This window comes from Pseudoalteromonas sp. MT33b (genome assembly GCF_014117385.1).
Taxonomy (GTDB): Bacteria; Pseudomonadota; Gammaproteobacteria; order Enterobacterales; family Alteromonadaceae; genus Pseudoalteromonas; species Pseudoalteromonas lipolytica.
Genome location: NZ_CP059831.1, coordinates 550,492 through 575,737, shown reverse-complemented (window position 1 = coordinate 575,737; position 25,246 = coordinate 550,492). Strand labels below are relative to the sequence as shown.

General features: G+C 42.1%; 20 protein-coding genes and 1 pseudogene. 14 read left to right on the top strand and 7 right to left on the bottom strand.

Annotated features, from left to right (window positions below):
* The 5 genes from glsB to ftsY all read right to left on the bottom strand — a co-directional run bounded on the left by glsB (position 1) and on the right by ftsY (position 5,922).
* The gene (gene glsB, locus H3302_RS02755; RefSeq protein WP_036970994.1) at positions 1-921 is read right to left on the bottom strand and encodes a glutaminase B; all 921 of its coding nucleotides are present in this window, start codon (positions 919-921) and stop codon (positions 1-3) included.
* Positions 922-1,013: 92 nt separating this feature from the next.
* Positions 1,014-1,877 carry an RNA polymerase sigma factor RpoH gene (gene rpoH, locus H3302_RS02750; RefSeq protein ID WP_036970997.1) on the bottom strand — a complete coding sequence of 288 codons (864 nt, stop codon included), beginning with the start codon at positions 1,875-1,877 and terminating at the stop codon, positions 1,014-1,016.
* 238 nt (positions 1,878-2,115) lie between these two features.
* Entirely contained in the window at positions 2,116-3,102 is a 987-nt protein-coding gene (ftsX, locus tag H3302_RS02745) for a permease-like cell division protein FtsX (RefSeq protein WP_065978123.1), read from the bottom strand.
* Entirely contained in the window at positions 3,099-3,776 is a 678-nt protein-coding gene (gene ftsE, locus H3302_RS02740; protein ID WP_036971003.1) for a cell division ATP-binding protein FtsE, read from the bottom strand. The genes ftsX and ftsE overlap by 4 nt, the downstream gene beginning before the upstream one ends.
* A 55-nt stretch (positions 3,777-3,831) precedes the next feature.
* Positions 3,832-5,922: a signal recognition particle-docking protein FtsY gene (gene ftsY, locus H3302_RS02735; RefSeq protein ID WP_182396122.1), complete on the bottom strand. Its 2,091-nt coding sequence runs from the start codon at positions 5,920-5,922 to the stop codon at positions 3,832-3,834.
* A 211-nt stretch (positions 5,923-6,133) separates the two neighbouring features.
* Here ftsY and rsmD point away from each other — a divergent pair, with 211 nt between their 5' ends.
* From rsmD to H3302_RS02670, 13 genes are all read left to right on the top strand, one after another.
* Positions 6,134-6,751, top strand: a complete 618-nt coding sequence (rsmD, locus tag H3302_RS02730) for a 16S rRNA (guanine(966)-N(2))-methyltransferase RsmD (RefSeq protein WP_036971010.1) — start codon at positions 6,134-6,136, stop codon at positions 6,749-6,751.
* Between the two features lie 145 nt (positions 6,752-6,896).
* Entirely contained in the window at positions 6,897-7,112 is a 216-nt protein-coding gene (gene rpsU, locus H3302_RS02725) for a 30S ribosomal protein S21 (protein ID WP_002957797.1), read from the top strand.
* A gap of 21 nt (positions 7,113-7,133) precedes the next feature.
* Positions 7,134-7,580 (top strand): GatB/YqeY domain-containing protein, encoded by a 447-nt coding sequence (locus H3302_RS02720; protein WP_036971016.1) that lies wholly within the window; start codon positions 7,134-7,136, stop codon positions 7,578-7,580.
* Between the two features lie 135 nt (positions 7,581-7,715).
* Entirely contained in the window at positions 7,716-9,467 is a 1,752-nt protein-coding gene (gene dnaG, locus H3302_RS02715; RefSeq protein ID WP_036971774.1) for a DNA primase, read from the top strand.
* A gap of 123 nt (positions 9,468-9,590) precedes the next feature.
* Entirely contained in the window at positions 9,591-11,444 is a 1,854-nt protein-coding gene (rpoD, locus tag H3302_RS02710; RefSeq protein WP_036971019.1) for an RNA polymerase sigma factor RpoD, read from the top strand.
* Between the two features lie 66 nt (positions 11,445-11,510).
* A complete protein-coding gene (gene prmA / locus H3302_RS02705) occupies positions 11,511-12,392 on the top strand; it encodes a 50S ribosomal protein L11 methyltransferase (protein ID WP_182396121.1) in 882 nt (293 codons plus the stop codon).
* Positions 12,393-12,652: 260 nt separating this feature from the next.
* Positions 12,653-13,624 carry a tRNA dihydrouridine synthase DusB gene (gene dusB / locus H3302_RS02700; protein WP_036971025.1) on the top strand — a complete coding sequence of 324 codons (972 nt, stop codon included), beginning with the start codon at positions 12,653-12,655 and terminating at the stop codon, positions 13,622-13,624.
* Between the two features lie 21 nt (positions 13,625-13,645).
* Positions 13,646-13,936, top strand: coding sequence for a DNA-binding transcriptional regulator Fis (gene fis / locus H3302_RS02695; RefSeq protein ID WP_002957804.1), 291 nt, complete (start codon positions 13,646-13,648; stop codon positions 13,934-13,936).
* Between the two features lie 241 nt (positions 13,937-14,177).
* Entirely contained in the window at positions 14,178-15,764 is a 1,587-nt protein-coding gene (purH, locus tag H3302_RS02690; RefSeq protein ID WP_036971028.1) for a bifunctional phosphoribosylaminoimidazolecarboxamide formyltransferase/IMP cyclohydrolase, read from the top strand.
* A gap of 96 nt (positions 15,765-15,860) precedes the next feature.
* Complete coding sequence (locus H3302_RS02685) at positions 15,861-16,682, top strand: class I SAM-dependent methyltransferase (protein WP_036971030.1); 822 nt, start codon at positions 15,861-15,863, stop codon at positions 16,680-16,682.
* Positions 16,683-16,698: 16 nt separating this feature from the next.
* On the top strand, positions 16,699-17,985 hold the full coding sequence (purD, locus tag H3302_RS02680) for a phosphoribosylamine--glycine ligase (RefSeq protein ID WP_036971033.1): 1,287 nt from the start codon (positions 16,699-16,701) through the stop codon (positions 17,983-17,985).
* Positions 17,986-18,079: 94 nt separating this feature from the next.
* Complete coding sequence (locus H3302_RS02675) at positions 18,080-20,578, top strand: EAL domain-containing protein (RefSeq protein WP_036971037.1); 2,499 nt, start codon at positions 18,080-18,082, stop codon at positions 20,576-20,578.
* A 46-nt stretch (positions 20,579-20,624) separates the two neighbouring features.
* Positions 20,625-21,434 (top strand): DUF2797 domain-containing protein, encoded by an 810-nt coding sequence (locus tag H3302_RS02670; RefSeq protein ID WP_036971040.1) that lies wholly within the window; start codon positions 20,625-20,627, stop codon positions 21,432-21,434.
* Here the strand turns inward: H3302_RS02670 and H3302_RS02665 are convergent.
* Positions 21,431-23,934 (bottom strand): annotated as a pseudogene (locus H3302_RS02665) (EAL domain-containing protein). The gene H3302_RS02670 and the pseudogene H3302_RS02665 overlap by 4 nt on opposite strands.
* A gap of 78 nt (positions 23,935-24,012) precedes the next feature.
* Here H3302_RS02665 and H3302_RS02660 point away from each other — a divergent pair.
* Complete coding sequence (locus tag H3302_RS02660; RefSeq protein WP_036971045.1) at positions 24,013-24,306, top strand: DUF4144 family protein; 294 nt, start codon at positions 24,013-24,015, stop codon at positions 24,304-24,306.
* Here H3302_RS02660 and H3302_RS02655 read toward each other — a convergent pair.
* Positions 24,303-25,223, bottom strand: coding sequence for a histone deacetylase family protein (locus H3302_RS02655; RefSeq protein WP_036971046.1), 921 nt, complete (start codon positions 25,221-25,223; stop codon positions 24,303-24,305). The genes H3302_RS02660 and H3302_RS02655 overlap by 4 nt on opposite strands.
* Positions 25,224-25,246 lie beyond the last annotated feature (23 nt).

Below are 25,246 nucleotides of genomic sequence, written 5' to 3'. Positions count from 1 at the left end.
TTAAAAAATCGAAATATCCAGTTTCTGGGATAAACGCTCAAGGGCGGCTATCCCAGCCACTGAGTTACCGTATGAGTTTAAACGTGGTGCCCACACAGCAACTGTAAACTGATTAGGTAAAACGGCTAATATTGTGCCCGATACCCCTGATTTTCCGGGCATCCCAACACGGTAACCAAAATCTCCCGCCGCATCATATAAACCACTGGTAAACAGCAACGAATTAAGCTGCTTATTTTGTCTTGTACTCAGTACTTTATTACCCCGAGTGTCTTTGCCTTGGTTTGCAAGATAATTATACGCTTTAGCGAGCTCCACACAGTTAAGCTCAATGGCACAAAAATTAAAATAAGCCCACAAAACATCATCGACTTCATTATTAAAATTACCAAATGATTTCATTAAGTGTGCCATAGCGGCATTGCGATGACGAAACTCATACTCTGAATTAGCAACTTTTTTATCTATCACAACCGATGGATTGCCTGACAGTTGACGAAAAGATTCAAGCATCGAGTGCATTGGCGCTGAAAGTCGGCTGTATAAGGCATCGCAAGTCACGATGGCTCCAGCATTAATAAACGGGTTTCGGGGAATACCCTGCTCAAACTCTAGCTGAGTGAGCGAGTTAAATGCAGTACCAGAAGGCTCTTTGCCCACGCGTTGCCAAAGTTCATCACCATAACGCTGCAGTGCAAGCGTTAATGTCATCACTTTAGACACAGACTGAATGGTAAAGCGAGCACGGCAATCACCAGCGCAAAAAGTGTGACCATCGACTGTATGAATAGCAATTGCAAATTGGTTTGGTTCAACATCCGCAAGTGCAGGAATGTAGTCTGCCACTTTGCCTTGACTCAATAATGGCTGAACTTCTTTGGTAATTTCATTAAGTACGTGTTGGTAATCAGTATCTGGCATACTGCATCCTTAAAACAGAAAACCCCGCATTTGCGAGGCTTTATAGTAGAGATAACTCTGAAGTCCGAGCTCTTAATTAGCTCGTGACTCCATTAGCTCATGGCTGTTTGCAGTTTTTTCATCGCTGTTTTTTCTAGCTGGCGAACACGCTCTGCTGACACGTTATACTTTTCAGCAAGCTCTTGCAGGGTTGCTTTATCATCAGCTAACCAACGAGCACTTACGATATCTTGCGAGCGTTCATCAAGCGTTTTTAATGCACTAAATAAACGTGCATGCGACTGTTCTTGCCATTGCTGCTCTTCAATATCGTCAGCAAGGTCAGCACTGCCATCAGTTAAATATTGTACTGGCGAGTAGGTGCTTGTAGGTGCATCGTCATTGTCGTCACCCGTTAAATCAAAGCCCATATCTTGGCCACTCATACGCGATTCCATCTCACGTACTTCTTTTTCACTAACCCCTAGCTCGTTAGCAACAGTGCTAACCTCGGCTTGGTTAAACCAACCTAAACGTTTTTTGTTTTTACGTAGATTGAAGAATAGTTTACGTTGCGCTTTTGTCGTTGCAACTTTCACGATACGCCAGTTTTTTAGTACGTATTCATGAATCTCCGCTTTAATCCAATGTACAGCGAATGAAACTAAGCGTACGCCGACGCTCGGGTCAAAGCGTTTTACAGCCTTCATTAGACCGATGTTACCTTCCTGAATTAAATCAGCTTGCGGTAAACCATACCCTGAATAGCTTTTTGCAATGTGAGCTACAAAACGAAGGTGCGACATAATGAGTTGCTTCGCAGCATCAAGATCACCTTCTTCCTGAAGACGTGTCGCTAACTGCTTTTCATGCTCGGCATCAAGCATTGGAATCGTACTGACAGCTTGAAGATAGCCGTCCATACTCGCGCTTTGTTGACCTGCAGTAAGTGCCATTGCGTATAAATCTTTACTCATTTTTCACCTCAGTGATAAACATTTGAAACCATCTTAGCACTCTTTAAGCGAGAGTGCTAACTTCAATTAAAAACTTTTTTAACGTTCAAATCAAGTGGTTTTTGTATCTATTTTTAGTCTACGCTAACACGCTGAATATGCGGTGAATTCTAGCTTTAATTGAAAGAGCGATAAATTTATTACTGCTTTTATTTAGTGCTAATAAAGCAGTGTAACAACGAATTGTTACACTTTATTGTTATACTTTATCGGGTTCTATTTCTTTTATATATCTATTTACAGACAAATACGAGCCGACAAAACCAAGCCCCGTTGCAAGTGCAACTAAAATGGCAAATTCAGATAACGTCAAACCGATTAAATTAAAACGGCTGCCATAAACTCCCGCGACTTCGCTCACCGCTGCACCTAGCCACCACATCATCAAAGCAACACAAATAAATGAAAATAGTCCACCGATAATGCCATACCAAATACCCGTCCATAAAAATGGCGCATGTATAAATGCATTGGTTGCCCCCACTAACTTCATAACTTGGATCTCTTCCTTTTTATCCATGATAGATAAACGAATCGTGTTTCCAATGATCAAAGTCACCGAGGTTAATAATAGTAAAGCAATGGTAATCACGCTCTCTTTTAATAAGCTTAACAGTGCATTTAAGCGCTCAAGCCATGCAATATCCAGTTTACCAAAATCGACTTCACGCTCATCTTCAAGTTTTTTGAGTAACTGTTCAGCAGCATTTGGCTGACGATACCGTGCCGTCGGTGTCACAATAACAACATCGGGCAGTGGATTCGCATCTAAGTATTCTAATGCTTGTCCAAATCCTGACACCTGCTTAAATTCAACAAGCGCATCTGCTTTAGAAATAAACTCAACCTTATCGATTTCAGGGTAAAGCGCTAAACGTTTGACTAATGTTTGTGTTTGTTGCTCTGTCATAGACTCTTTAACAAACAACGAAATTTCAGCGGCATCTTCAAACCCGCTGCTTACCTGAGACACATTTTTCACGACTAAATACAAGGTCGCTGGTAACGTTAAGCTTAGCCCTAATACCGCAATGGTCATCAAGGAGGCAAGTGGCGTGCGCCACATTTCACCTAAGCTATGCACACCTTGACGGATTAAGTTAATAAAAAAGAAATACGGCGCCGCTAGAATTGATTTCTGCTGACGATCATTGTGACTGGCTCTACTTTTAAATAATAGGCTCATAGCGCTCCCTCAGCTAATGGATCCTGGATCATACGTCCATCTTTAAGGGTTAGGCTGCGATAGCGCATCCGTGCAATTAAACCAATATCATGGGTGGCAATTAACACCGTCGTACCATGATTATTAAAGTCTTCGAATAAGCGTAAAATATCCATTGAAAGTTCGGGGTCTAAATTACCGGTCGGTTCATCAGCTAACAAAATAGGCGGTGAATTTACGATAGCCCTCGCAATTCCCACGCGTTGTTGCTCGCCTCCAGATAAAGTCGCAGGGTTACATTTGGCTTTATCAAGTAAGCCCACTTTATCAAGCGCACCATGCACACGCTTTGCAATTTGTTTATGGTGTGTGCCTTCAATAATCAACGGCAAAGCGACATTATCAAATACCGTATAGCGTTCTAACAAACGATGGTTTTGAAAAATAATCCCTATATCACGGCGTACATAAGGAATTTGACGAGATTTAACAGCATTTAAATCAATATCATTAATTAATACTTTGCCAGCCGATGGACGTTCCATCAAACTAATCAGCTTTAATAATGTACTTTTACCTGCGCCACTATGCCCAGTTAAAAAAGCCAACTCGCCTGACTTAATATGAAAACTGACTTTTTCCAGCGCACGGTGACCGCCGGGGTATGTTTTACTGACTTGCTGAAAATTTATCATTTTAGTTATCAATCATCTTGCAGCTGAAAAGGGAGCATGCTCCCTTTTTTATGAATTATACGTCGTCCTCATCTTGGCTAAACAACGCATCAATGAAGTCATTACTATTAAAAGTACGCAGGTCGTCGATTCCCTCGCCAACGCCTATGTAACGAATTGGAATATTAAACTTATCTGCCACAGCAAAGATAACACCCCCTTTTGCTGTCCCATCCAGTTTAGACAAGGTAATACCCGTTAAGCCAACACATTCATTAAATAGTTTTACTTGGCTAATGGCATTCTGCCCCGTGCCCGCATCAATTGTTAGCATGACTTCATGCGGCGCATCTGGGTCTATTTTCTTCATTACACGGGCTATTTTTTCAAGCTCTTGCATGAGGTTATCTTTATTTTGCAAGCGCCCTGCTGTATCCGCGATTAATACGTCTACATTACGTGCTTTCGCCGCTTGAAAGGCATCAAACACAACCGATGCACTGTCTGCACCAGTATGCTGTGCAATAACAGGTATACTGTTACGCTCGCCCCACACTTGTAATTGCTCAACTGCGGCGGCACGGAAAGTATCCCCCGCAGCCAGCATGACTGATTTGCCTTCATTTTGGAATTGCTTAGCAAGCTTACCAATGGTCGTGGTTTTACCCACCCCATTTACACCCACCATTAAAATAACAAACGGTTTTTTATTTTCTGGCACAGTTAATGGCTGCTCAGCTGTCTTTAACATTGCGGCCATTTCTTGCTTCATTAGCTCGTAAAGTGCATCGCCATCTTTAAGTTGTTTTCGATCGGCTGCATCTGTTAGGTTATCAATCAACTTCATGGTTGTATCGACACCTAAATCAGCCGTTAATAGCTGTGTTTCTAACTCTTCGAATAGCTCATCATCAATTTTTTTACCACTAAAAATAGAGGCAAAGCCCGAGCCAATATTAACGCGAGTTTTTAATAAACCTTTTTTAAGGCGGGCAAAAAAGCCTTCTTTTTTGGGTTTATCGGTTACTTGCTCTGTTTTTTCTTTTTCAATACGAGCTTGTTCTATACGTTCAGCTTCTGCTTTTTCTGCTGCAATACGTTCCTGTTCTACACGTTCAGCTTCAGCTTTTTCTGCTGCAATACGTTCCTGTTCTACACGTTCAGCTTCAGCTTTTTCTGCTGCAATACGCTCTTGCTCTAAACGTTCAGCTTCAGCTTTTTCTGCTGCAATGCGTGCTTGTTCTACACGTTCAGCTTCAGCTTTTTCGGCTGCAATGCGTGCTTGTTCTACACGTTCAGCTTCTGCTTTTTCTGCTGCAATACGTGCTTGTTCTACACGTTCAGCTTCAGCTTTTTCTGCTGCAATACGTGCTTGTTCTAAACGTTCAGCTTCAGCCTTTTCTGCTGCAATGCGTTCTTGTTCTACACGTTCGGCTTCAGCTTTCTCGGCTGCAACACGTGCTTGCTCTACACGTTCGGCCTCTGCTTTTTCTGCTGCAACGCGTGCTTGTTCTAAACGTTCGGCTTCTGCTTTTTGTGCTGCAATTTGCTCTGCTTCACGCTGCGCCTGTTCAGCTGCAATACGCTCTTGCTCTAACTTCATGGCCGCTTCTTGCTCTGCAAAACGCGCTTGTTGTTCTTGACGACATTGCTCTGCTGCTTGCTGTTCTGCAGCGATACGTTCAGCTTCAGCTTTTTCTGCCGCAGCGCGTTCCTGCTCTATGCGCATCGCTTCTGCTTTTTCTGCTGCAATACGTTCTTGTTCTACACGTTCAGCTTGTGCCTTCTCTGCTGCAATTTGATCTGCTTCACGCTGCGCCTGTTCCGCTGCAATACGCTCTTGTTCTAACTTCATGGCCGCTTCTTGCTCTGCAAGACGCGCTTGTTGTTCTTGACGACGTTGCTCTGCTGCTTGCTGTTCTGCTGCGATACGTTCAGCTTCAGCCTTTTCTGCTGCAATGCGTTCTTGTTCTACACGCTCGGCTTCAGCTTTTTCTGCTGCAATACGTTCCTGCTCTAAGCTCGCCGCTTGCGCTTTTTCAGCTTCAATACGCTGTTGTTCTTCTAATTGCTTTTGGTTATCAGCCTCATTTGCTGTTTGCTCTGCTTGTTGTTTTTCTGATTTGCCAAAACCAAACCAAGACAAGAATTTACTTTTTTTTGCCATACTTGCTAATAACCACTTATAAAAATCTGATAAACTTACATGAATAATAGTTTGGTGATAGTTCAGCTATGCTCAGCCAAACCGAAACGGGTACCATCTATCGCTAAGGTCGCAATACTACCATTTTTAGCGCAGTAGAAAAATGACACACCAGCTATTGCTTGCAATATTATCTGAGCTGGGGGTCAGTTACCAATAATTAGTGAGTTAAATGAGAAAAAAATCAACAGCTAACCGCCAAGTAAACGCTAGCAATAATAAATCAGCAAATGGCTTTATCCGTATTATTAGCGGACAATTTCGTGGCAGAAAACTTCCTGTTAAAGATGTACAAGGTTTACGTCCAACGACTGATCGCATTAAGGAAACCGTGTTTAACTGGTTAATGCAAGATACGCGTGATGCAGCGGTCCTTGACTGCTTCGCAGGTTCTGGCGGGTTAGGATTCGAAGCGTTGTCACGCTTTGCTAAACGTGCTGTATTTTTTGAGCTTGATAAAAGTGCTGCATCTCAACTTATACAAAATATAAGCACCCTCAAACTTGAAAATGCCACAATTAAACAGGGCGATAGCCTCGCATTATTGGCAAATAATTCGCTAGATGAGCAGTTTGATCTTGTTTTTGTTGATCCGCCATTCCGACAAAATTTAGCTGAAAAAAGTTGTTTATTACTCGAATCAAATCAATGGTTAACTGAGCAAGCGTTGATTTATGTGGAAGTTGAAAGTGAGCTAACCAGCTTCACTCCCCCAGATAACTGGCTGCTTTTAAAGGAGAAATCTGCAGGGCAGGTAATTTGTCGTTTGTATCAACGAGAGCCAAATTAATACTGTTTAGCCGCCTCAGTTTCTGTTAATATTATTCTTTACATGTGGTGTTGCTTCGGATTACAATACCGCACCATTTTTGAACCACTTGATCGTTATTCGATCAACTTGAGCAACGCTCATTATTTAGGTAGGTGAATTTTTAATGCCAGTAATTAAAGTAAGAGAGAACGAACCGTTTGACGTAGCACTTCGTCGCTTCAAGCGTTCATGTGAAAAAGCAGGTATCCTTTCAGAAGTTCGTCGTCGCGAGCACTATGAAAAGCCAACAGCTGAGCGTAAGCGTAAAAAAGCTGCTGCAGTAAAGCGTCACATGAAGAAGCTTTCTCGCGATAACGCACGTCGCGTTAAATTATACTAATCAGTATTTGGTCTTGTATAAATGAGCCTTTTATTAACGCTAAAAGATGCGCAAAAAGATGCGATGAGAGCAAAAGACAAAGACCGTCTTAAGCCAATCCGCATGGTACTTGCTGCAATCAAGCAACGTGAAATTGACGAGCAAATCACGCTAGACGACGACGGAATTACCGCTGTTTTAGTGAAGCTTGTAAAACAACGTCGCGACTCTTACACCCAGTATATTGATGCGGGTCGTGAAGATTTAGCAGAAATTGAAGCCAATGAGATTAAAGCTCTTGAAGAATTCTTACCTCAACAATTGAGTGAAGAAGAAATCATTGCTCTTATTGACTCGGCTATTGCTGATACAAACGCAGCAGGTATGCAAGACATGGGTAAGGTAATGGGAGTAATCAAAAGCAAAGCCGAAGGTCGTGCCGATTTAGGTAAGATTTCTGGCTTAATCAAGCAACGATTAACTGCCTAACCCCCACATACAGACGTATGATTCAAGCAAACCGAGCCTAGTGCTCGGTTTCTTGTTTTTAGTCTTTCATAAAGAGAGTAATTGTGTTCAAATCTCACTTTAGAACGCAAAAATAGCGCAGGAAAAACAACAGCTATGGCCGGAAAAATCCCTCGACAATTTATTGATGATTTGCTCGCACGAACAGATATTGTTGAGCTAATTGATTCAAAAGTTGGCCTAAAAAAAGCCGGGAAAGACTACCAAGCATGTTGCCCTTTTCACAACGAAAAAACCCCGTCATTTACTGTTTCTCAAGATAAACAGTTTTACCACTGCTTTGGTTGCGGAGCGAATGGTAATGCCATTTCGTTTGTCATGGAATACGACAAATTAGAGTTTGTTGATGCTATTGAAGAGCTGGCTAGTATTCTAAATTTAGACGTACCACGTGAGCAAGGCACTAGTTCAGGTCCACAGCGTACCGCCGAGCAAAAACGTTCCGATTACGATTTAATGCTTCATGCCGCCCGTTTTTATCAGCACCAATTAAAACACCATAGCAACTCAAAAGCGGTAATTGATTACATAAAAGGCCGTGGCCTAAGCGGTGAAACTGCTAAAAAGTTCATGATTGGTTATGCGCCAAGTGAATGGGAAGCACTGTGCCAGCAATTAGGCCGAAATAAAGAGCAAAAAGAGCAATTAATTGAGCTAAAACTCGCGTCTGAAAAGTCGCCGGGTCGCCAATTTGACTTTTTTCGTGATCGGCTCATGTTTCCTATTCGTGATAAGCGAGGCCGGGTTATTGCCTTTGGTGGTCGCGTGATGCAAGCCGATCAAGGTCCAAAATACCTTAACTCTCCTGAGACACGTATTTTCCACAAAGGTTTTGAGCTTTATGGTTTATACGAAGCGAAACAAGCACATAAGAAACTTGAACATATTTTAATTGTTGAAGGGTATATGGATGTGGTTGCCTTAGCAGAGCAAGGCATTGAATACGCTGTAGCAGCACTTGGCACAGCAACCACAGCTGAGCACATGCACACCTTGTTTAGAACCACTGATAAAGTGATATGCTGCTATGATGGTGATAGAGCGGGTCGTGATGCAGCATGGCGCGCACTCGAAAATGCCCTACCTTATCTAGCTGATGGCAAATCACTTCAATTTGTCTTTTTACCTGACGGTGAAGACCCCGACTCATTGGTACAAAAAGAAGGAAAAGAGGCATTCGAAGCACGCCTAGCAGAGGCCGATGATTTCAGCAAAGTGTTGTTCAGCAAGCTAAGCCAAGAGATTGACCTAACGAAAGACGCTGGCAAAGCAAAGTTACTCAGTGATGCCTTACCTTTAATCGAAAAAATACCGAGTGAATTTTACCAAGAAAATATACTGGAACATTTGGGCCGATTAATTGGTCGTACACGAGAGCAATTGAGTAATCGGGTTAAAACCCCGAAGCAGCAACATGCAATTGAGCGTAAATTTAAAATAACGCCGATGCGTCAAGCTATAGGTATTTTATTGCAGCATCCGAATCTAGCAACGAGCATCGCTTACATGCCTGAACTTGCTGAAATGAAAATTGCCGGCATTGAGCTATTTTTACGGATACAGCATTTAGCACGTGAACGACATGGTATTACAACCGCGCAAATCTTAGAATCGTTCCGAGATAGCGCTGAATATGATGCATTAGTGAAATTAGCAACTTGGCAGCATCAAATAAATGACGATCGTTTAGAGACAGTTTTCAAAAATACTTTTAAATTTATTGAAGACCAGTGTTTAAATTATCGACTAGAGACCCTATTAATAAAAGACAAGACCCAAGGCTTAAGCAGCGAAGAACGGCTAGAATGCCACTTACTGACGCAAGCGTTAAAAGGCAGCAACAGCTAGTCAGAATTGAATAAAGCTGTTATACTGTGCTATTCACTGCGTCTAGTTAGTTTTCGTGTCGCTTATTTTTTAAGCGAGCTGGCGCCTGTTGTATCAACTTTCAGAGTGGAAGAAAAAATCTCTATGGATCCAACTCCTCAGTCACAATTAAAGCTTCTGATTCAAAAAGGTAAAGAGCAAGGTTATTTAACTTTTGCAGAAGTTAATGATCACCTTCCACAAGACATTATCGACTCAGATCAGGTAGAAGATATCATTAGCATGATTAATGATATGGGTATCAAGGTAAGTGAAAATGCGCCTGATGCCGATGAATTAATGATGCAAGAAACAACGACAGACGAAGACGCAGCAGAAGCCGCGGCCGCTGCACTTGCGACTGTAGAAAAAGAGATCGGTCGAACGACTGACCCTGTGCGTATGTACATGCGCGAAATGGGTACTGTTGAGCTACTTACACGTGAAGGCGAAATTGTTATCGCCAAGCGTATTGAAGAAGGTATCAACCAAGTTCAGATTTCTGTTGCTGAATACCCTGAAGCAATTACATATCTACTCGAGCAATGGGACAAGTTTGAAGCAGAAGAAATGCGCTTAAGCGACATTATTTCTGGTTTCTTTGATCCTAATAATGAAGACGAATCACAAATTTCTGCGACTCACATCGGTTCAGATCTAAATGAAGAGCAGCTCGACGACGAAGACGACGATGACGACGACGACGACGATGATGACAGCGATGATGATGCAGATGGTGACACAGGTCCAGATCCTGAAGAAGCACGTGTCCACTTCGAACATTTGCGTGAGCTTTACAATAAAGCACGCGATACATTCGAAGCAAAAGGCCGCTCACACCCTGATTCACAAGCTGCTATTTTTGAAATCGGTGAACTGTTTAAAACATTTAAACTAGTTCCTAAACAGTTTGATCGCATGGTAAACAACATGCGTGAAATGATGGATCGCGTTCGTGTACAAGAACGTCTTATCATGAAGCAAGCTGTACAAATTGCGAAGCTACCAAAGAAAAACTTTGTGAAGCACTTCGCTAACAACGAAACAGACACTGCTTGGATTGATCTTGAAATTGCTGCAAACGAGAAGTACTCAGTAGCACTTGAAGAAGTAAAACCAGAAATAATTCGTTGTATTAGCAAGTTATCTGCAATTGAAGAAAGCACTGGCTTAAGCATTGAGCGTATTAAAGATATCAACCGTCGAATGAGCATTGGTGAAGCTAAAGCGCGCCGTGCAAAGAAAGAAATGGTTGAAGCCAACTTACGTCTTGTAATTTCAATTGCGAAAAAATACACCAACCGTGGTTTACAATTCTTAGACCTTATCCAAGAGGGTAACATTGGTCTAATGAAAGCGGTTGATAAGTTCGAATATCGCCGTGGTTATAAGTTCTCTACTTATGCAACATGGTGGATCCGTCAAGCAATTACGCGTTCAATTGCTGACCAAGCGCGTACCATCCGTATTCCTGTGCACATGATTGAGACGATCAACAAGTTAAATCGTATCTCTCGTCAAATGTTACAAGAGATGGGCCGTGAGCCGAGCCCAGAAGAGTTAGCTGAGCGTATGTTAATGCCTGAAGATAAAATTCGTAAGGTACTTAAAATCGCTAAAGAGCCAATTTCGATGGAAACTCCTATCGGTGATGATGAAGATTCGCACTTAGGTGACTTCATTGAAGATACAACCATTGATTCGCCAATTGATTCTGCAACAATGGAATCTCTTCGAGGCGCAACCAATGACGTATTAGCAGGTCTAACAGCACGTGAAGCTAAAGTACTGCGTATGCGTTTCGGTATCGACATGAACACCGACCATACTTTAGAAGAAGTAGGTAAACAATTTGACGTAACACGTGAACGTATTCGTCAAATTGAAGCGAAAGCGTTACGTAAATTACGTCACCCTTCTCGCTCAGACCTACTAAAAAGCTTCTTAGATGCTAAATAAATAGCATTATTAATATATTAACTAAAAGGCCGCTGTTGCGGCCTTTTTTCTATTTGAGAGACGACCATGGCTTGGATCCAAATTCGCATAAATGCAAACGCTGATAATGCCGAGATGATCAGCGACTTACTTATGGACACTGGCAGCGCATCGGTTACTTATGTTGATGCGAAAGACACCCCTATTTATGAACCAAAACTTGGTACAGTACAACTGTGGGCTGATACCACGGTGATTGGTTTATACGATGCTAATCATGATATGGACAGCGTCGTAGCCGTACTTAAGGCTGAACCGACGCTCGCAGACAAACTCGTATACAAAATTGAGCAACTTGAAGATAAAGACTGGGAACGTGAGTGGATGGATAACTTCCACCCGATTAAGTTCGGTGAGCGCTTATGGATTTGTCCAAGCTGGCGTGATATTCCAGAACCGGATGCAGTCAATGTATTGCTTGATCCTGGTCTTGCTTTTGGCACGGGCACACATGCAACGACAGCGCTATGCTTAAAGTGGCTAGAAAGCCAAGATTTAACCGGGAAAACGGTCGTCGACTTCGGGTGTGGTTCAGGTATTTTAGGAATTGCAGCGATCAAATTAGGTGCTGAACGTATGATCGGCATCGATATTGATCCTCAAGCAATTGAGGCCAGTCGCGATAATGCTGAGCGCAATGGTGTTGCAGACAAGCTCGAAGTGTATTTACCTGAAGATCAACCTGATTTTAGTGCTGATGTGGTTGTTGCGAATATCTTAGCACAACCTCTTAAAGAGCTTCATGAAGTCATTTTGGGACTATTAAAGCCCAACGGTAAAATTGCTATGTCGGGTATTTTAGAGGAACAAGCACAATCTGTTGCCGATGTTTACGCACCGTTTTTAGCACTTGACGAGATTGTTGTTGAAGGTGAATGGACACGTGTTAGTGGTACCAAAAAGTCATAATACACATCTGAACATTTAATAGGTAAAGCCAGTATTTAACAGGCTTTACCTTATTTTTACACTCTTCAATTTGTTATCTATTTTCACGTGAATTTTTTTCTGGTTAAATAACAAACAAATCAACCCGCCCGTCAAACTGTTATCAAAAGTCAATACAAAATAGGCAAAAAAAAGTCACTTTTGTTCAATTTATAGCCTTTGATTTTTGCAAAAAAAGCCGTAAACTTAGCGCCCCTTGAAAAGAGGCCTATTGAATAACAGTGCGTATCGGTTCATACCAACTTGAGAACAACGTAATTGTCGCGCCAATGGCAGGCATTACAGACAGACCATTTAGACAACTTTGCCGTCGCTTAGGTGCGGGGCTTGCGGTATCTGAAATGCTCTCGTCAAACCCAAAAGTGTGGAAAACCGAAAAGTCGATGAACCGTATGGATCACAGCGGTGAATCGGGTATTCGCTCGGTGCAGATTGCCGGAGCCGATCCTGAGCTTATGGCACAGGCAGCACAATTCAATGTTAGCAACGGTGCACAGATCATAGATATTAATATGGGGTGCCCAGCTAAAAAAGTGAATAAGAAACTCGCAGGCTCAGCCTTATTACAGTTTCCTGAATTAGTGGAAGAGATACTCGATGCAGTTGTTAATGCTGTCGATGTCCCTGTCACCTTAAAAATCCGTACTGGATGGGATCAGGATAACCGTAATGGTGTCGAGATTGCGAAAATAGCTGAACGTTATGGCATTGCTTCTTTGGCTGTACATGGGCGTACGCGCGCATGTATGTACAAAGGTGAAGCAGAGTACGCCACGATTAGGGATATTAAACGTTCAGTGTCGATCCCTGTCGTTGCCAATGGTGATATTACATCACCAGAAAAAGCAAAACAGGTTTTGGATTATACGGGTGCAGATGCCATTATGATTGGTCGAGCCGCCCAAGGTCGCCCTTGGATATTTAGGGAGATAGACCACTATTTGCGAACTGGAGAACATTTGCCAGCACCTGAAATTGCAGAGGTGCGTAGCATTTTGATGGAGCACTTAGCAAACCTTCATCAGTTTTACGGTGAGCCAATGGGAGCGCGTATCGCTCGTAAGCATGTATCTTGGTATTTGCAAACCCATGACAGTGACGGTCAGTTTAGGCGAGTATTTAATGCGTTAGATAACCCACAGGCACAAGTCGACGCATTAGAGCAATACTTTAAAACACTAGCAGCTAACTAAGAAAGAAAGAGACATATAACGATGTTCGAACAAAACGTGACTTCTCCATTTATCACAAACCCTCATGTACAGTCACACGAGAAACCACAGCCGTTGCGTGATGCAGTGAAAAAAGCGGTTCATCACTACTTGAAGCAACTTAATGGTCAAGACGTACAAGACGTATACGACCTTGTTCTTTCTGAGCTAGAAGCACCATTACTTGAAGAAGTAATGACGTACACGCGTGGTAACCAAACTCGTGCAGCAATCTTACTAGGTATCAACCGTGGTACTTTACGTAAGAAGCTTAAAAAATATGGCATGAACTAATACCGTTATATTGAAATCGTAATCATTCTAACGCCCTGTCGTTTTAATAGGTTACCAATCCAATACAACGCGAGTATGTGGGTCACTGCATACTCGACAAAAAAGCACCTTAGGGTGCTTTTTTTATAACCGTTAAAAACTATGCAAATTCCTCACGCTTAAAACATCGTTTTCTCAGCAATATTCAGTTAAAATACCGCCTTTCTAAGCTAGCTCAAACATTGAGGTAATCAAAACTACAATGGATACACATCGTCCAATTCGTCGCGCACTATTAAGTGTGTCAGATAAAACCGGTATCGTTGAATTTGCTCGCGCTCTTGAAGCTCAAGGCGTAGATATTTTATCAACAGGCGGTACTTGCAAATTACTTGCTGATAATGGCATTAAAGTCACTGAAGTATCTGACCATACTGGTCACCCTGAGATCATGGATGGTCGCGTAAAAACACTTCATCCAAAAATTCATGGCGGCATTCTTGCGCGTCGCGGCCAAGATGAAGATGTAATGAGCGAGAACAATATCTCTGCTATCGATATCGTTGTAGTTAACTTATACCCCTTCGCAAATACAGTTGCGAAAGAAGACTGCAGCCTTGAAGATGCAATTGAAAACATTGATATCGGCGGTCCAACAATGGTGCGTGCTGCAGCGAAAAACCACAAAGACGTGACTATCGTTGTTAATGCGAAAGACTATGACCGTGTAATCAGCGAAATGCAAAGCAACAATGGCTCAACAACGTATAAAACACGTTTTGACCTAGCGATTGCTGCGTATGAGCACACAGCACAATACGATGGTATGATTGCAAACTACTTCGGCAAAATGGTTCCTGATTATACAGAGGAAGCTGCTGAAGAAACTAAATTCCCTCGTACAATCAACATGCAATTCACTAAAAAGCAAGACATGCGCTACGGTGAAAATTCACACCAAGATGCTGCTTTCTATGTTGAAAATGACGTTGCAGAGGCATCTGTTGCAACTGCAGTACAACTTCAAGGCAAAGCATTATCATTCAATAACATCGCAGATACGGATGCTGCATTAGAGTGTGTTAAAGAATTCGACGTACCCGCCTGTGTTATCGTAAAACATGCGAACCCATGTGGTGTGTCTATCGGTGAAAATATTCTTGAAGCTTACGACCGTGCATTCAAAACTGACCCTACATCAGCATTTGGTGGCATTATTGCTTTTAATAAAGAGCTAGATGCAGACACAGCCGAAGCGATTGTTTCTCGTCAGTTCGTAGAAGTTATCATTGCTCCTAAAGTATCAGAAGCTGCAGCACAGATCGTTTCAGCTAAACAAAACGTACGTTTATTAGAATGCGGTGAATGGTCTGCCAAGACAACAGGTCACGATATCAAACGTGTTAATGGTGGTATCTTAGTTCAAGACCGTGATTTAGGTATGGTAACCGAAGGTGACCTTAAAGTTGTTACTAAGCGTCAGCCTACTGAGCAAGAATTAAAAGACTTATTATTCTGCTGGAAGGTTGCAAAATTCGTTAAGTCAAACGCAATTGTTTACGCTCGTGACGGTATGACTATTGGTGTAGGCGCCGGCCAAATGAGCCGTGTTTACTCAGCGAAAATTGCAGGAATTAAAGCAGCTGATGAAAACCTTGAAGTAAAAGGCTCTGTAATGGCATCTGATGCATTCTTCCCATTCCGTGACGGTATTGATGCAGCTCGCGACGCTGGTATCACAGCGGTTATTCAACCTGGTGGTTCAATGCGCGATGAAGAAGTTATCGCGGCAGCTGATGAAGCGGGTATGGCAATGGTATTTACTGGTATGCGCCATTTCCGCCACTAATTACATAAAGGGTTAAGCAAATTGTTTAACCCTTTTTGTTTGCTACTAATTCACGTATTCTGATTATTAATAACCCTAAAAATGAAGGAATAGATGATGAAATTTGCCGTAAAATCGCTACTTGTTGCAAGCCTAGCACTTGCATCTGCACACGCACTCAGTCACAGCCATGAATCAGCGCTTACAAGTGCTGTACAATCAAGTGAACGTGACGCTAAAAACAGCGCGCGCGATACATATCGCCACCCTATTGAAACCCTTGAATTCTTTGGTTTCAAACCGACAATGACAGTGGTAGAAATTGCCCCTGGTGGTGGTTGGTACAGCGAAATCTTAGCGCCGGCTGTAAAAGGTCATGGCGTCTATTACGCGGCACATTTCCCAGCTGATTCAGAAGTCGGTTATTATCAACGTTCATTAGCGGGTTTTAAGAAAAAGATGAGCGATGATGCACGTTTTAGTGAAGTAAAACTCACTGAATTTGCTCCCATTACTCACCTTGATATTGCCCCAGCCGGCAGTGCTGACTTAGTACTCACATTTAGAAATGTACACAACTGGTACATGGGTAAAGAGAAAGAAGGCACCTTAAGTGCATTTAAAGCATTTTATAAAGCACTTAAACCTGGTGGCACACTAGGCGTTGTTGAACATCGCCTTCCTGAATCTCGTAGTGATGACGATCAGAAATCTTCAGGTTATATGAAACAAAGCTATGTGATTGATATTGCAAAACAAGCAGGCTTTGAACTGGTAGCAACTAGTGACATTAATGCAAACCCACTCGACACAGCAGATCACCCTAAAGGGGTATGGACATTGCCACCACGCTTAGCGCTTGACGAACAAGACGCTGCAAAATATAAAGCGATTGGTGAAAGTGACCGCATGACGCTGAAGTTTAAAAAACCGCTTTAAATAGGATTATTTCGCCATGAATGTACTTGTCATCGGCAGTGGCGGCCGCGAACACGCACTTGCGTTTAAGGCTGCTCAAAATAGTAAAGTAAACACGGTATTCGTTGCGCCAGGTAATGCTGGTACGGCACTAGAGCCAAAACTTGAAAACGTTGCAATCAATGTTGAAGACCTTGAAGGTCTTGTTACGTTTGCAAAAGAAAACGCTGTAGAGCTCACCATTGTAGGTCCTGAAGTGCCATTGGTACTGGGTGTTGTTGATACATTCCGTGAACACGGTCTTGCTATCTTCGGCCCTACAGCTGGTGCGGCACAACTGGAAGGCTCAAAGTCATTCACGAAAGACTTTTTAGCACGACACAATATTCCAACAGCTGATTATCAAACATTTGAACAAATCGACCCTGCTCTTGCTTATTTAAAAGAAAAAGGCGCTCCAATTGTTGTTAAAGCAGACGGCTTAGCGGCAGGTAAAGGCGTTATTGTTGCAATGACTGAGAGCGAAGCTGAAGAAGCTATCCGCGACATGCTTGCAGGTAATAGCTTTGGTGAAGCGGGTAGCCGTGTGGTTATCGAAGAGTTCTTAGAAGGTGAAGAAGCGTCTTTCATCGTCATGGTTGATGGTAAAAACGTATTGCCATTCGCCACAAGCCAAGACCACAAACGTGCTTACAATGGCGATAAAGGTCCAAACACTGGCGGTATGGGTGCATACTCACCTGCCCCCGTTGTTACAGATGAAATTCACCAACGTGTTATGAATGAAGTGATCAACCCTACGGTTGAAGGTATGGCGCAAGAAGGCCACCCTTACACTGGTTTCTTGTACGCAGGTTTAATGATCACTGCAGACGGTACACCAAAAGTGATCGAGTATAACTGTCGTTTTGGTGATCCTGAAACACAACCAATGATGCTGCGTTTGAAATCAGATCTTGTTGAATTAATTGAAGCGGCTAACCGTGAAGAATTAGATAAAACAAGCATTGAATTTGATCCGCGTGCAGCAGTGGGTGTTGTTCTTGCAGCGAAAGGTTATCCTGGTGATTACCCGAAAGGTGATGCAATTAACGGTTTACTTGTTAATTACCCTGAAGGCGAAAAGGTATTCCATGCTGGCACTAAGCAAGATGGTGATGCGGTTGTAACCGCGGGTGGTCGCGTATTATGTGCAACCGCACTAGGTAATACGGTAACCGAAGCACAGCAACGCGCGTATAAGCTAGTTGAGCAAATCAGCTGGGATGGTATGGAGTATCGCACCGACATCGCTTACCGTGCTATTGCACGTGAACAGCATTAAGGTCGAACCTGTACCCTTGTGAAAAAAGCGCAGTTTAACTGCGCTTTTTTAATGCTACACTGTAGTAAAGTATTAATTTGTTAAAGAACCCATTTTGAATAATAAAACGCTGAAATATCATTTTGTTTCATTTTTTATTCTTGCAACTTTGTTTTTTATCATCACGACTTTGTCGACTCATCTTGCAAGCCCTACTCGTTATACTATTGATAAAACAGCGCCTGTATACACCCACACAGCTTACCGTATTGACGACACTGAATCATTAACCCTTAAAGAGCTCCTTTCTGAGCCAAAGAAATTAATTGAGCAACCCTTCGAGTACATAGAATGGGATTTAGCGGCAAAAGATTACTGGCTCAAGCTAGACCTGGAAAATAGACAATCGAAAGCAATTGATTTATTTATCCACTTCGACAATCCCATGGTTGACTATTTAACCCTGTTTGAATTGGATGCTGATCAAAAGCTGATCAAAAAAACGAGATTAGGCGATAAAGTTACTGGGCTTAACTTATTTCAGTACAGTACGCCTCATGCGTTACTCACATTACAGGCTAACGAACAAACAACTCTGGTTGTAAAAATTGATACGGTTGGTATCAGCAAAACCCCCATCAAAATTTATGGTAAAAACGAATTTCAACACCTTATTCGCTCACAAGTGGGGATTTGGGGGATATTTATTGGCGTGCTTATCATGGCGGCCCTTTATAACTTAGTGTTATTTTTTGGTATTCGTGACCGTGTTTACCTAATTTACATTGGTTATATCATTTCAGCCTTATTACTTATGGGCTCAGTACTGGGTTTTGGTTTTTATTTATGGCCTCTTTCATGGCAACTATTTTTTAATGAACACGTCGTTTTTAGTAACTATGCCATTGCCTTTTTCACGGTCGCATTTTGCACCATGTTTTTGCGTTACCACAAAGACAACTGTCTTCTCTACAAACTCAGCATTAGCTTTTTAGCCTTACTGTTCAGTTTTAGCTTAATTAGCTTCTTTATGTTGGAGTACCATTCGTCAAAGATTTTCTTTGCCTTAATGGTGCCGCTGTATATTTTATGTATTTGCATGATTTACAAAAAGCTTGTGAGTGGCTTTCGTTGGGCAAAGTTTTATGTGATGTCATGGGTCCCGTTAATAATAGGTGCTGCTGTGCAACCACTCGAATTAACGGGTTTTATCCCTTACAGTTTTGCAACTCGCCACCTATTTTTAATTGCGATTTTATGCGAGATCGTATTAATGGCAATGGCTTTGGCCGACCGTGTACGGTACCAACGAGAGAAAGCGCTGTATCATGCGACTCATTCGCAGCAAACAAAATTACTTAATCAGGCCATGTTAAAGCAAGCCTACATGAGAATGATAAATGAGCATAGAAACGCCAACTTATGCTTGTTAAAAATCGAGCAGTTTAATGCCTTAATGAGCATTTTAAATCCGACCCAAAGCAGTCATATCATTACCACAGTTGCTAAATCTTTAGAGCACCAACTTAGCAAACAAAGACAGTTTATAAGCTTAGAATCCTCACTGGATACCGCCCCAAAGGTAGCCGATTTAGGCAACGGCATACTGGCTTTTGTTTCAACCAAAATTCAACCGCAAGACGAGCTCAACGAAGAACTCAATACGCTTTGCAAACAACTGCCAAAGCAGTATCAAATATCAGGGCTAGATTTACAGCTTTATTACCGCTTCAGTATTACAGAACCTGTGGAAAATGATGGTTTTGACTCTTGGTTACAACGCGGCTATTTAGGGCTGTCACAAAAGCACCAAAATACAGATACAACCGCCCCACATATCGACATGGATTTAAGTTTAGCGGTGTCATTACAACACGCGATTCGCAGCAACTCTCTCGCCATTTACTTGCAACCCATTGTCAATTTACGCACCGGAACTATCGTGGGTGCTGAGGCGCTATTGCGCTGGCCATCAGCCGATAAGCACCTTGATATTGAGCAACTAATTTTACTTGCTGAACGCACAGGCCTTATCAACGAGCTAAGCTTATGGGTTATCGAAAAAGCATGTCAGACAGTGGCAAAACTGAATCAACAAGGCTATTACGATCACACGATTAGTGTGAATTTAAGTGCTAAAAATTTAGCCATTCCTAAATTAATCGAAAAAATCGAAAACAGTATCTTAAAGCACGGGGTTTCTGCTGCGCAGTTAAAATTTGAGTTAACTGAATTTGCACTGATAAAAAATCACACTGATATGGTGCGTTTCGTAAATGAATTAAATAAATTAGGAAGCCAAGTGATTCTTGATGACTTTGGTACAGGCTACTCTTCATTGAATTATTTAGTTAATTATTCATTTAGTACCATTAAAGTTGATAAGTCATTTATTCTCGACCTTACCAACAACGAGACACACCAAGTTATCGTTAAAACAGCCATTGATATGGCTCATAACCTGGATATGAATATCACCGTTGAAGGCATTGAGGATCAAACGACAGAACAGTTATTAATTAAAATGGGCGCCGACCAAGGACAAGGTTTTTATTACAGCAAAGCGATTCCATTCGATGAGTACCTGTCGTTAATTGCCACACATTCTAAATAGAGCATGTTACACTAGCCTTTTTTACATCTTTAGGGGCTATGTAAAGATGCAAGGCACACTTCGCAAATTAAAATCGTCGCACGCTGCACCCGTTCAATACCACCTGCCAATTGGTGATGAACTCGTTTCTTTAAATGATTACATTGGCAAAACACTGACACTGACTTTTACAGGCAATATTTTTTGTAGCAACTGCGGCAAGAAAACCAAAAAAAGTTACTCGCAAGGTCACTGCTTTGTATGCATGCGTAAGCTCGCTAGCTGTGATATGTGTATTATGAAACCAGAAACATGCCACTTTGATAAAGGGACTTGCCGCGAGCCACAATGGGGGGAAGAAAACTGCATGATCCCTCATTATGTCTATTTAGCAAACACTTCTGGATTAAAAGTCGGTATTACCCGTCACACGCAAATCCCCACTCGTTGGATTGACCAAGGCGCGACCCAAGCACTTCCTATCTTTAAAGTGCAAACTCGACTTCAATCGGGTCTTGTTGAAGTTGCTTTAGCACAGTTTATCGCCGATAAAACGAACTGGCGAAACATGTTAAAAGGCCAATCAGAAGTCATCGATTTAAAAGCTGCTGCTGCAGAACTTATTCCGCAAATAGAGCCTAAGCTCTCTGAACTTGCAGCGCTTTTTGGTGCAACAGCCATTGAAAAACTTAACGAAGACGTTGTTGAACTAGACTACCCTGTTAGCGAGTATCCGACAAAGGTTAGCTCTTTTAACTTTGATAAAAACCCTGAGGTATCTGGCGTACTTCAAGGTATTAAAGGTCAGTACCTCATTTTTGATACTGGCGTCATTAATATTCGTAAATTTACGTCTTATGAAGTCACTCTGGGTTAAGCACTCTGGGCTTTAGCAAGATAAAAGTCATACCATTGCTGCTTCGCTATGGGGCGGCAAAAGTAATACCCTTGGATGGTATCGCAGTTAAGCATTTGCAAATAGTTTAGCTGCTCTATTTTCTCCACGCCTTCAGCAACCACATGAATACTTAGACTTTTTGCAAGCGTAATTATTGCAGTTACAATCTCACTATTGCCATATTCATCCGGCACTTTGGCGATAAAACTGGCATCAATTTTCAATGTATCAATGGGTAACTTGGTTAAATAACTTAGCGCAGAATACCCCGTGCCAAAATCATCAAGCGTAATATGCACACCGAGTTTTTTTAGTGCAAGTAACTCTTGCTTCGCTTCACTAAAATGACTAATAAAGCAGCTTTCTGTTAGCTCAATTTCTAACTTGCGGGGGTCTACATCATATTGTTCAAGTAAACGCGCAACATTAGATGCCAGCAACCCCTGACGTAAATGATTGGCCGAAATATTAATCGCTAAACGGCCTGCCTCAATATCATATTGCCGCCATTTGGTTAATTCCTTACAGGCTTGCTCGATCACCCATAAATCAAGCTTAACAATTAAACCAAGCTCTTCTGCAAGGGGGATAAATTTGGCAGGCGATATCACACCTAAACTCGGCTCTTGCCAGCGTAATAATGCCTCAACGCCTAATATTTTACCGCTATTTAAATGCTGCTTAGGCTGAAAGTACAATTCGAATTCATCGCTTTCGATAGCATTTTGTAAACGACTCATCATCGCTAAACGCTCTAAAGAACGTGCATTCATCGCGGGCTTAAAGAGCTGAAATGAGTTTCGTCCGACTTCTTTAGCACGGTACATCGCTATGTCGGCATGTTTAAGCAACGTTGCACTATCAATGCCATCATCGGGGTAAACAGCCGCGCCGATTGAAGCAGTAATCGCAACCTCATGTTCATTAATTAATAGTGGCATACTGACTTGTTGTAATACTTGCTCTGCGAAGCCCAATAAAGTTTCAACACGGCTCACTTCGCACAGCAATACAAACTCATCGCCACCTAAACGCGCTAGAGTGTCTCCTTGGGGGAGAATAGATAAAATACGATCTGCAACTTGCGCTAATAAGTTATCGCCAGCATCATGCCCTAAGCTGTCATTGACTTCTTTAAAGCGGTCTAAATCAATAAACATCACAGCGAGTAGATCATCGTTTCGCTTAGCCGCACTTAATGCGATTGAAAGCCGGTCATTAAATAAGCGTCGATTAGGCAGACCGGTCAATTCATCGTAATAGGCAAGCTGTGAAATCTTTTCTTCTGCGCGCTTACGCTCCGTGATATCACTGAAAATAGCAGCGTAAAGAATTTCATCAACATTAGGGTCTTTAATTTTAATGATGGTCAACCACTCAACAAACTCTTCCCCCCTTTTTTGCAGTTACAAATTTCTCCCTGCCAAACTCCGTCGTACTCAATGGCATGCCACATTTTCTGATAAAAAGAACGACTGTGTTTTGTAGAACTTAAAATACTCGGCCGTTTGCCGATGACTTCATGCTCAGCAAAACCTGTTAGCTTTGTGAACGCGGGGTTTACTTGAATAATCGTGCCGTCTCTTTGAGTCAGCATAATGCCATCGAGTGAAGCATCAATAATCTTATTAGCAAGGAATAAGTTACGCTGAGACTTTTGTAGTGCAATGTCGCGTTGTTCAATTGCACGCTCTAATTCACAGCAATAAGCCGATTCAATTTCAGTAATCAAATCGGCAAATGAAATAACGCCACAAATATCGGTATCTCTCACAACAAGATGACGTACATTTCGATCAGACATCAATCGGTACGCATCAAATAGGCTGCTTTCACTATCAATTTCAATCAATGGATAACTTGCATACTGCCAACAAGGATTTAGCCATTCAGTTTGAATGATCAACCCAACAATATCACGCTGCGTAATAATGCCATGAATGTCTAACGCTTGATTATAAACAAGAACGCTTTCAAGGCGCTTCGCGCGCATAATATCAACCACGCCTTCGATAGACATCGCTGAGTCCACAATTTCTAAATCGGTGCGGTATTGCTCATGAATGGGTCTAAACTGTAAATAATGATCAAGCCCTTGATTATGAACTATATCAGAAAGGCTGAGCATTCCCGCGGGCTGCTTATCGTTATCCAATACCAACAAGTGACGAATCCCATGTTGCTGAAAACGCAATGTCGCATCACTCAGCAAGCACTGACTTGGCACAGAAACAACTGGCGCCGACATCACCTCGTGAATCGCCACATCTTTAAAAACAGGGCTGGTAATGTCTACCTGCAAGCAGTCAGCTTCGGTCCAAATACCGACAATTGATTGTTCGTGTTTAACAAAAATAGCCGTTACATTATGAACATGCATCAACCGCACAGCATCAACCAGCGGAGTATGCGCAGGGCACGATACCAGCTTTTGCGAGAAAACATCACCGACCTTTTGATGGCGTCTTGGTTGATTCATAAGCAAACTTACCTAGTTTTGAAAGGAGTTAGCAATTATAATCATTTCAACCTATGTAGCTTTGATGCAGGACAATAAATGCACCAATCATTTCCCTTGATCATCTGCGCACAGCAGGAGTTGGATTACTTAAAAGATGAGAGTGATCTGGAGAGTTTCTTATTTAATTTAGATGAAAATCAAAAAAATCAGGTCATTTTAATAGCCAAAAACGGCCAGCACTTTGACTTAAATAATAACCAACTCGCCCCATTGAGTGATACAGATCTGGCAAAGCGCGTAACGCAACATTTAACTCAAGAAGGTATTTGTTGTCTCAGTAAGGTAACGAGACTGACCACGCAACAAGCATTTTCACTGCTGGAGTCTTAGGGCGCATCCACCAGCGCTTTTACATGAGCAACGGCGCTGCGACCTAATGCAGAAAGAGCGTATCCCCCTTCTAAAAAAGACACAATACCCCGGCAGTGTTGTTGCTCACACAGCTCAGCGAGCTGAGATGTTAGCCATGCATAGTCATCTTCTACAAACTTTAAGCTTGCCATATCATCTTCTAAATGAGCATCAAATCCCGCACTTATGAATAATAACTCAGGCTGAAATTCAGTCAGTTTAGGAAGCCATTGCTCAAGATAAACAGCTTTTAAATCATTTCCATCACTGGCAATTGGCAAGGGAGAATTAACCAGAGTTTGATTATTTTCAACAGCCGTATTCGGATAAAAAGGATGTTGGAACAAAGAGCAAAATAATACATTTTCATCGTCTAAAAAGATGTCTTGCGTACCATTACCATGGTGGACATCAAAATCAACAATTGCAATGCGTTGAACCCCTTTACTTTGGGCATACTTAACCGCAATTGCTAAATTATTAAAGACACAAAACCCTGCAGAAGTGGTGCGGTTAGCATGATGGCCAGGGGGTCTTATAGAACAAAATGCCGCATCAATGTTATCAGCAAGAATTTCATCAACCGCAAGTATGCCCGCCCCTACAGCTCGCTCAATGGCTTTCATCGAGTCGGGACATAACCATGTATCACCATCTAGTTCAGCAAGGCCTGAGCTTGGAATCGTTTGCTCAACATGCCGAACAAGGGATTCATCGTGAGCGCGTAAGAAGTCATTCCGGGTGGCTTTGGGCGCTTGTAAATGAGTTACCGCAATATCAACACCGCTTGCCAGTAAGCGATCAGTGATCATATCTAATCGTGCTGGACACTCTGGATGATCTTCTATCATTTTGTGTTTACGGCACATTGGGTGTGAGATAACAGCCGTTCTCATAACATGCTCCTTGAACAATTTTC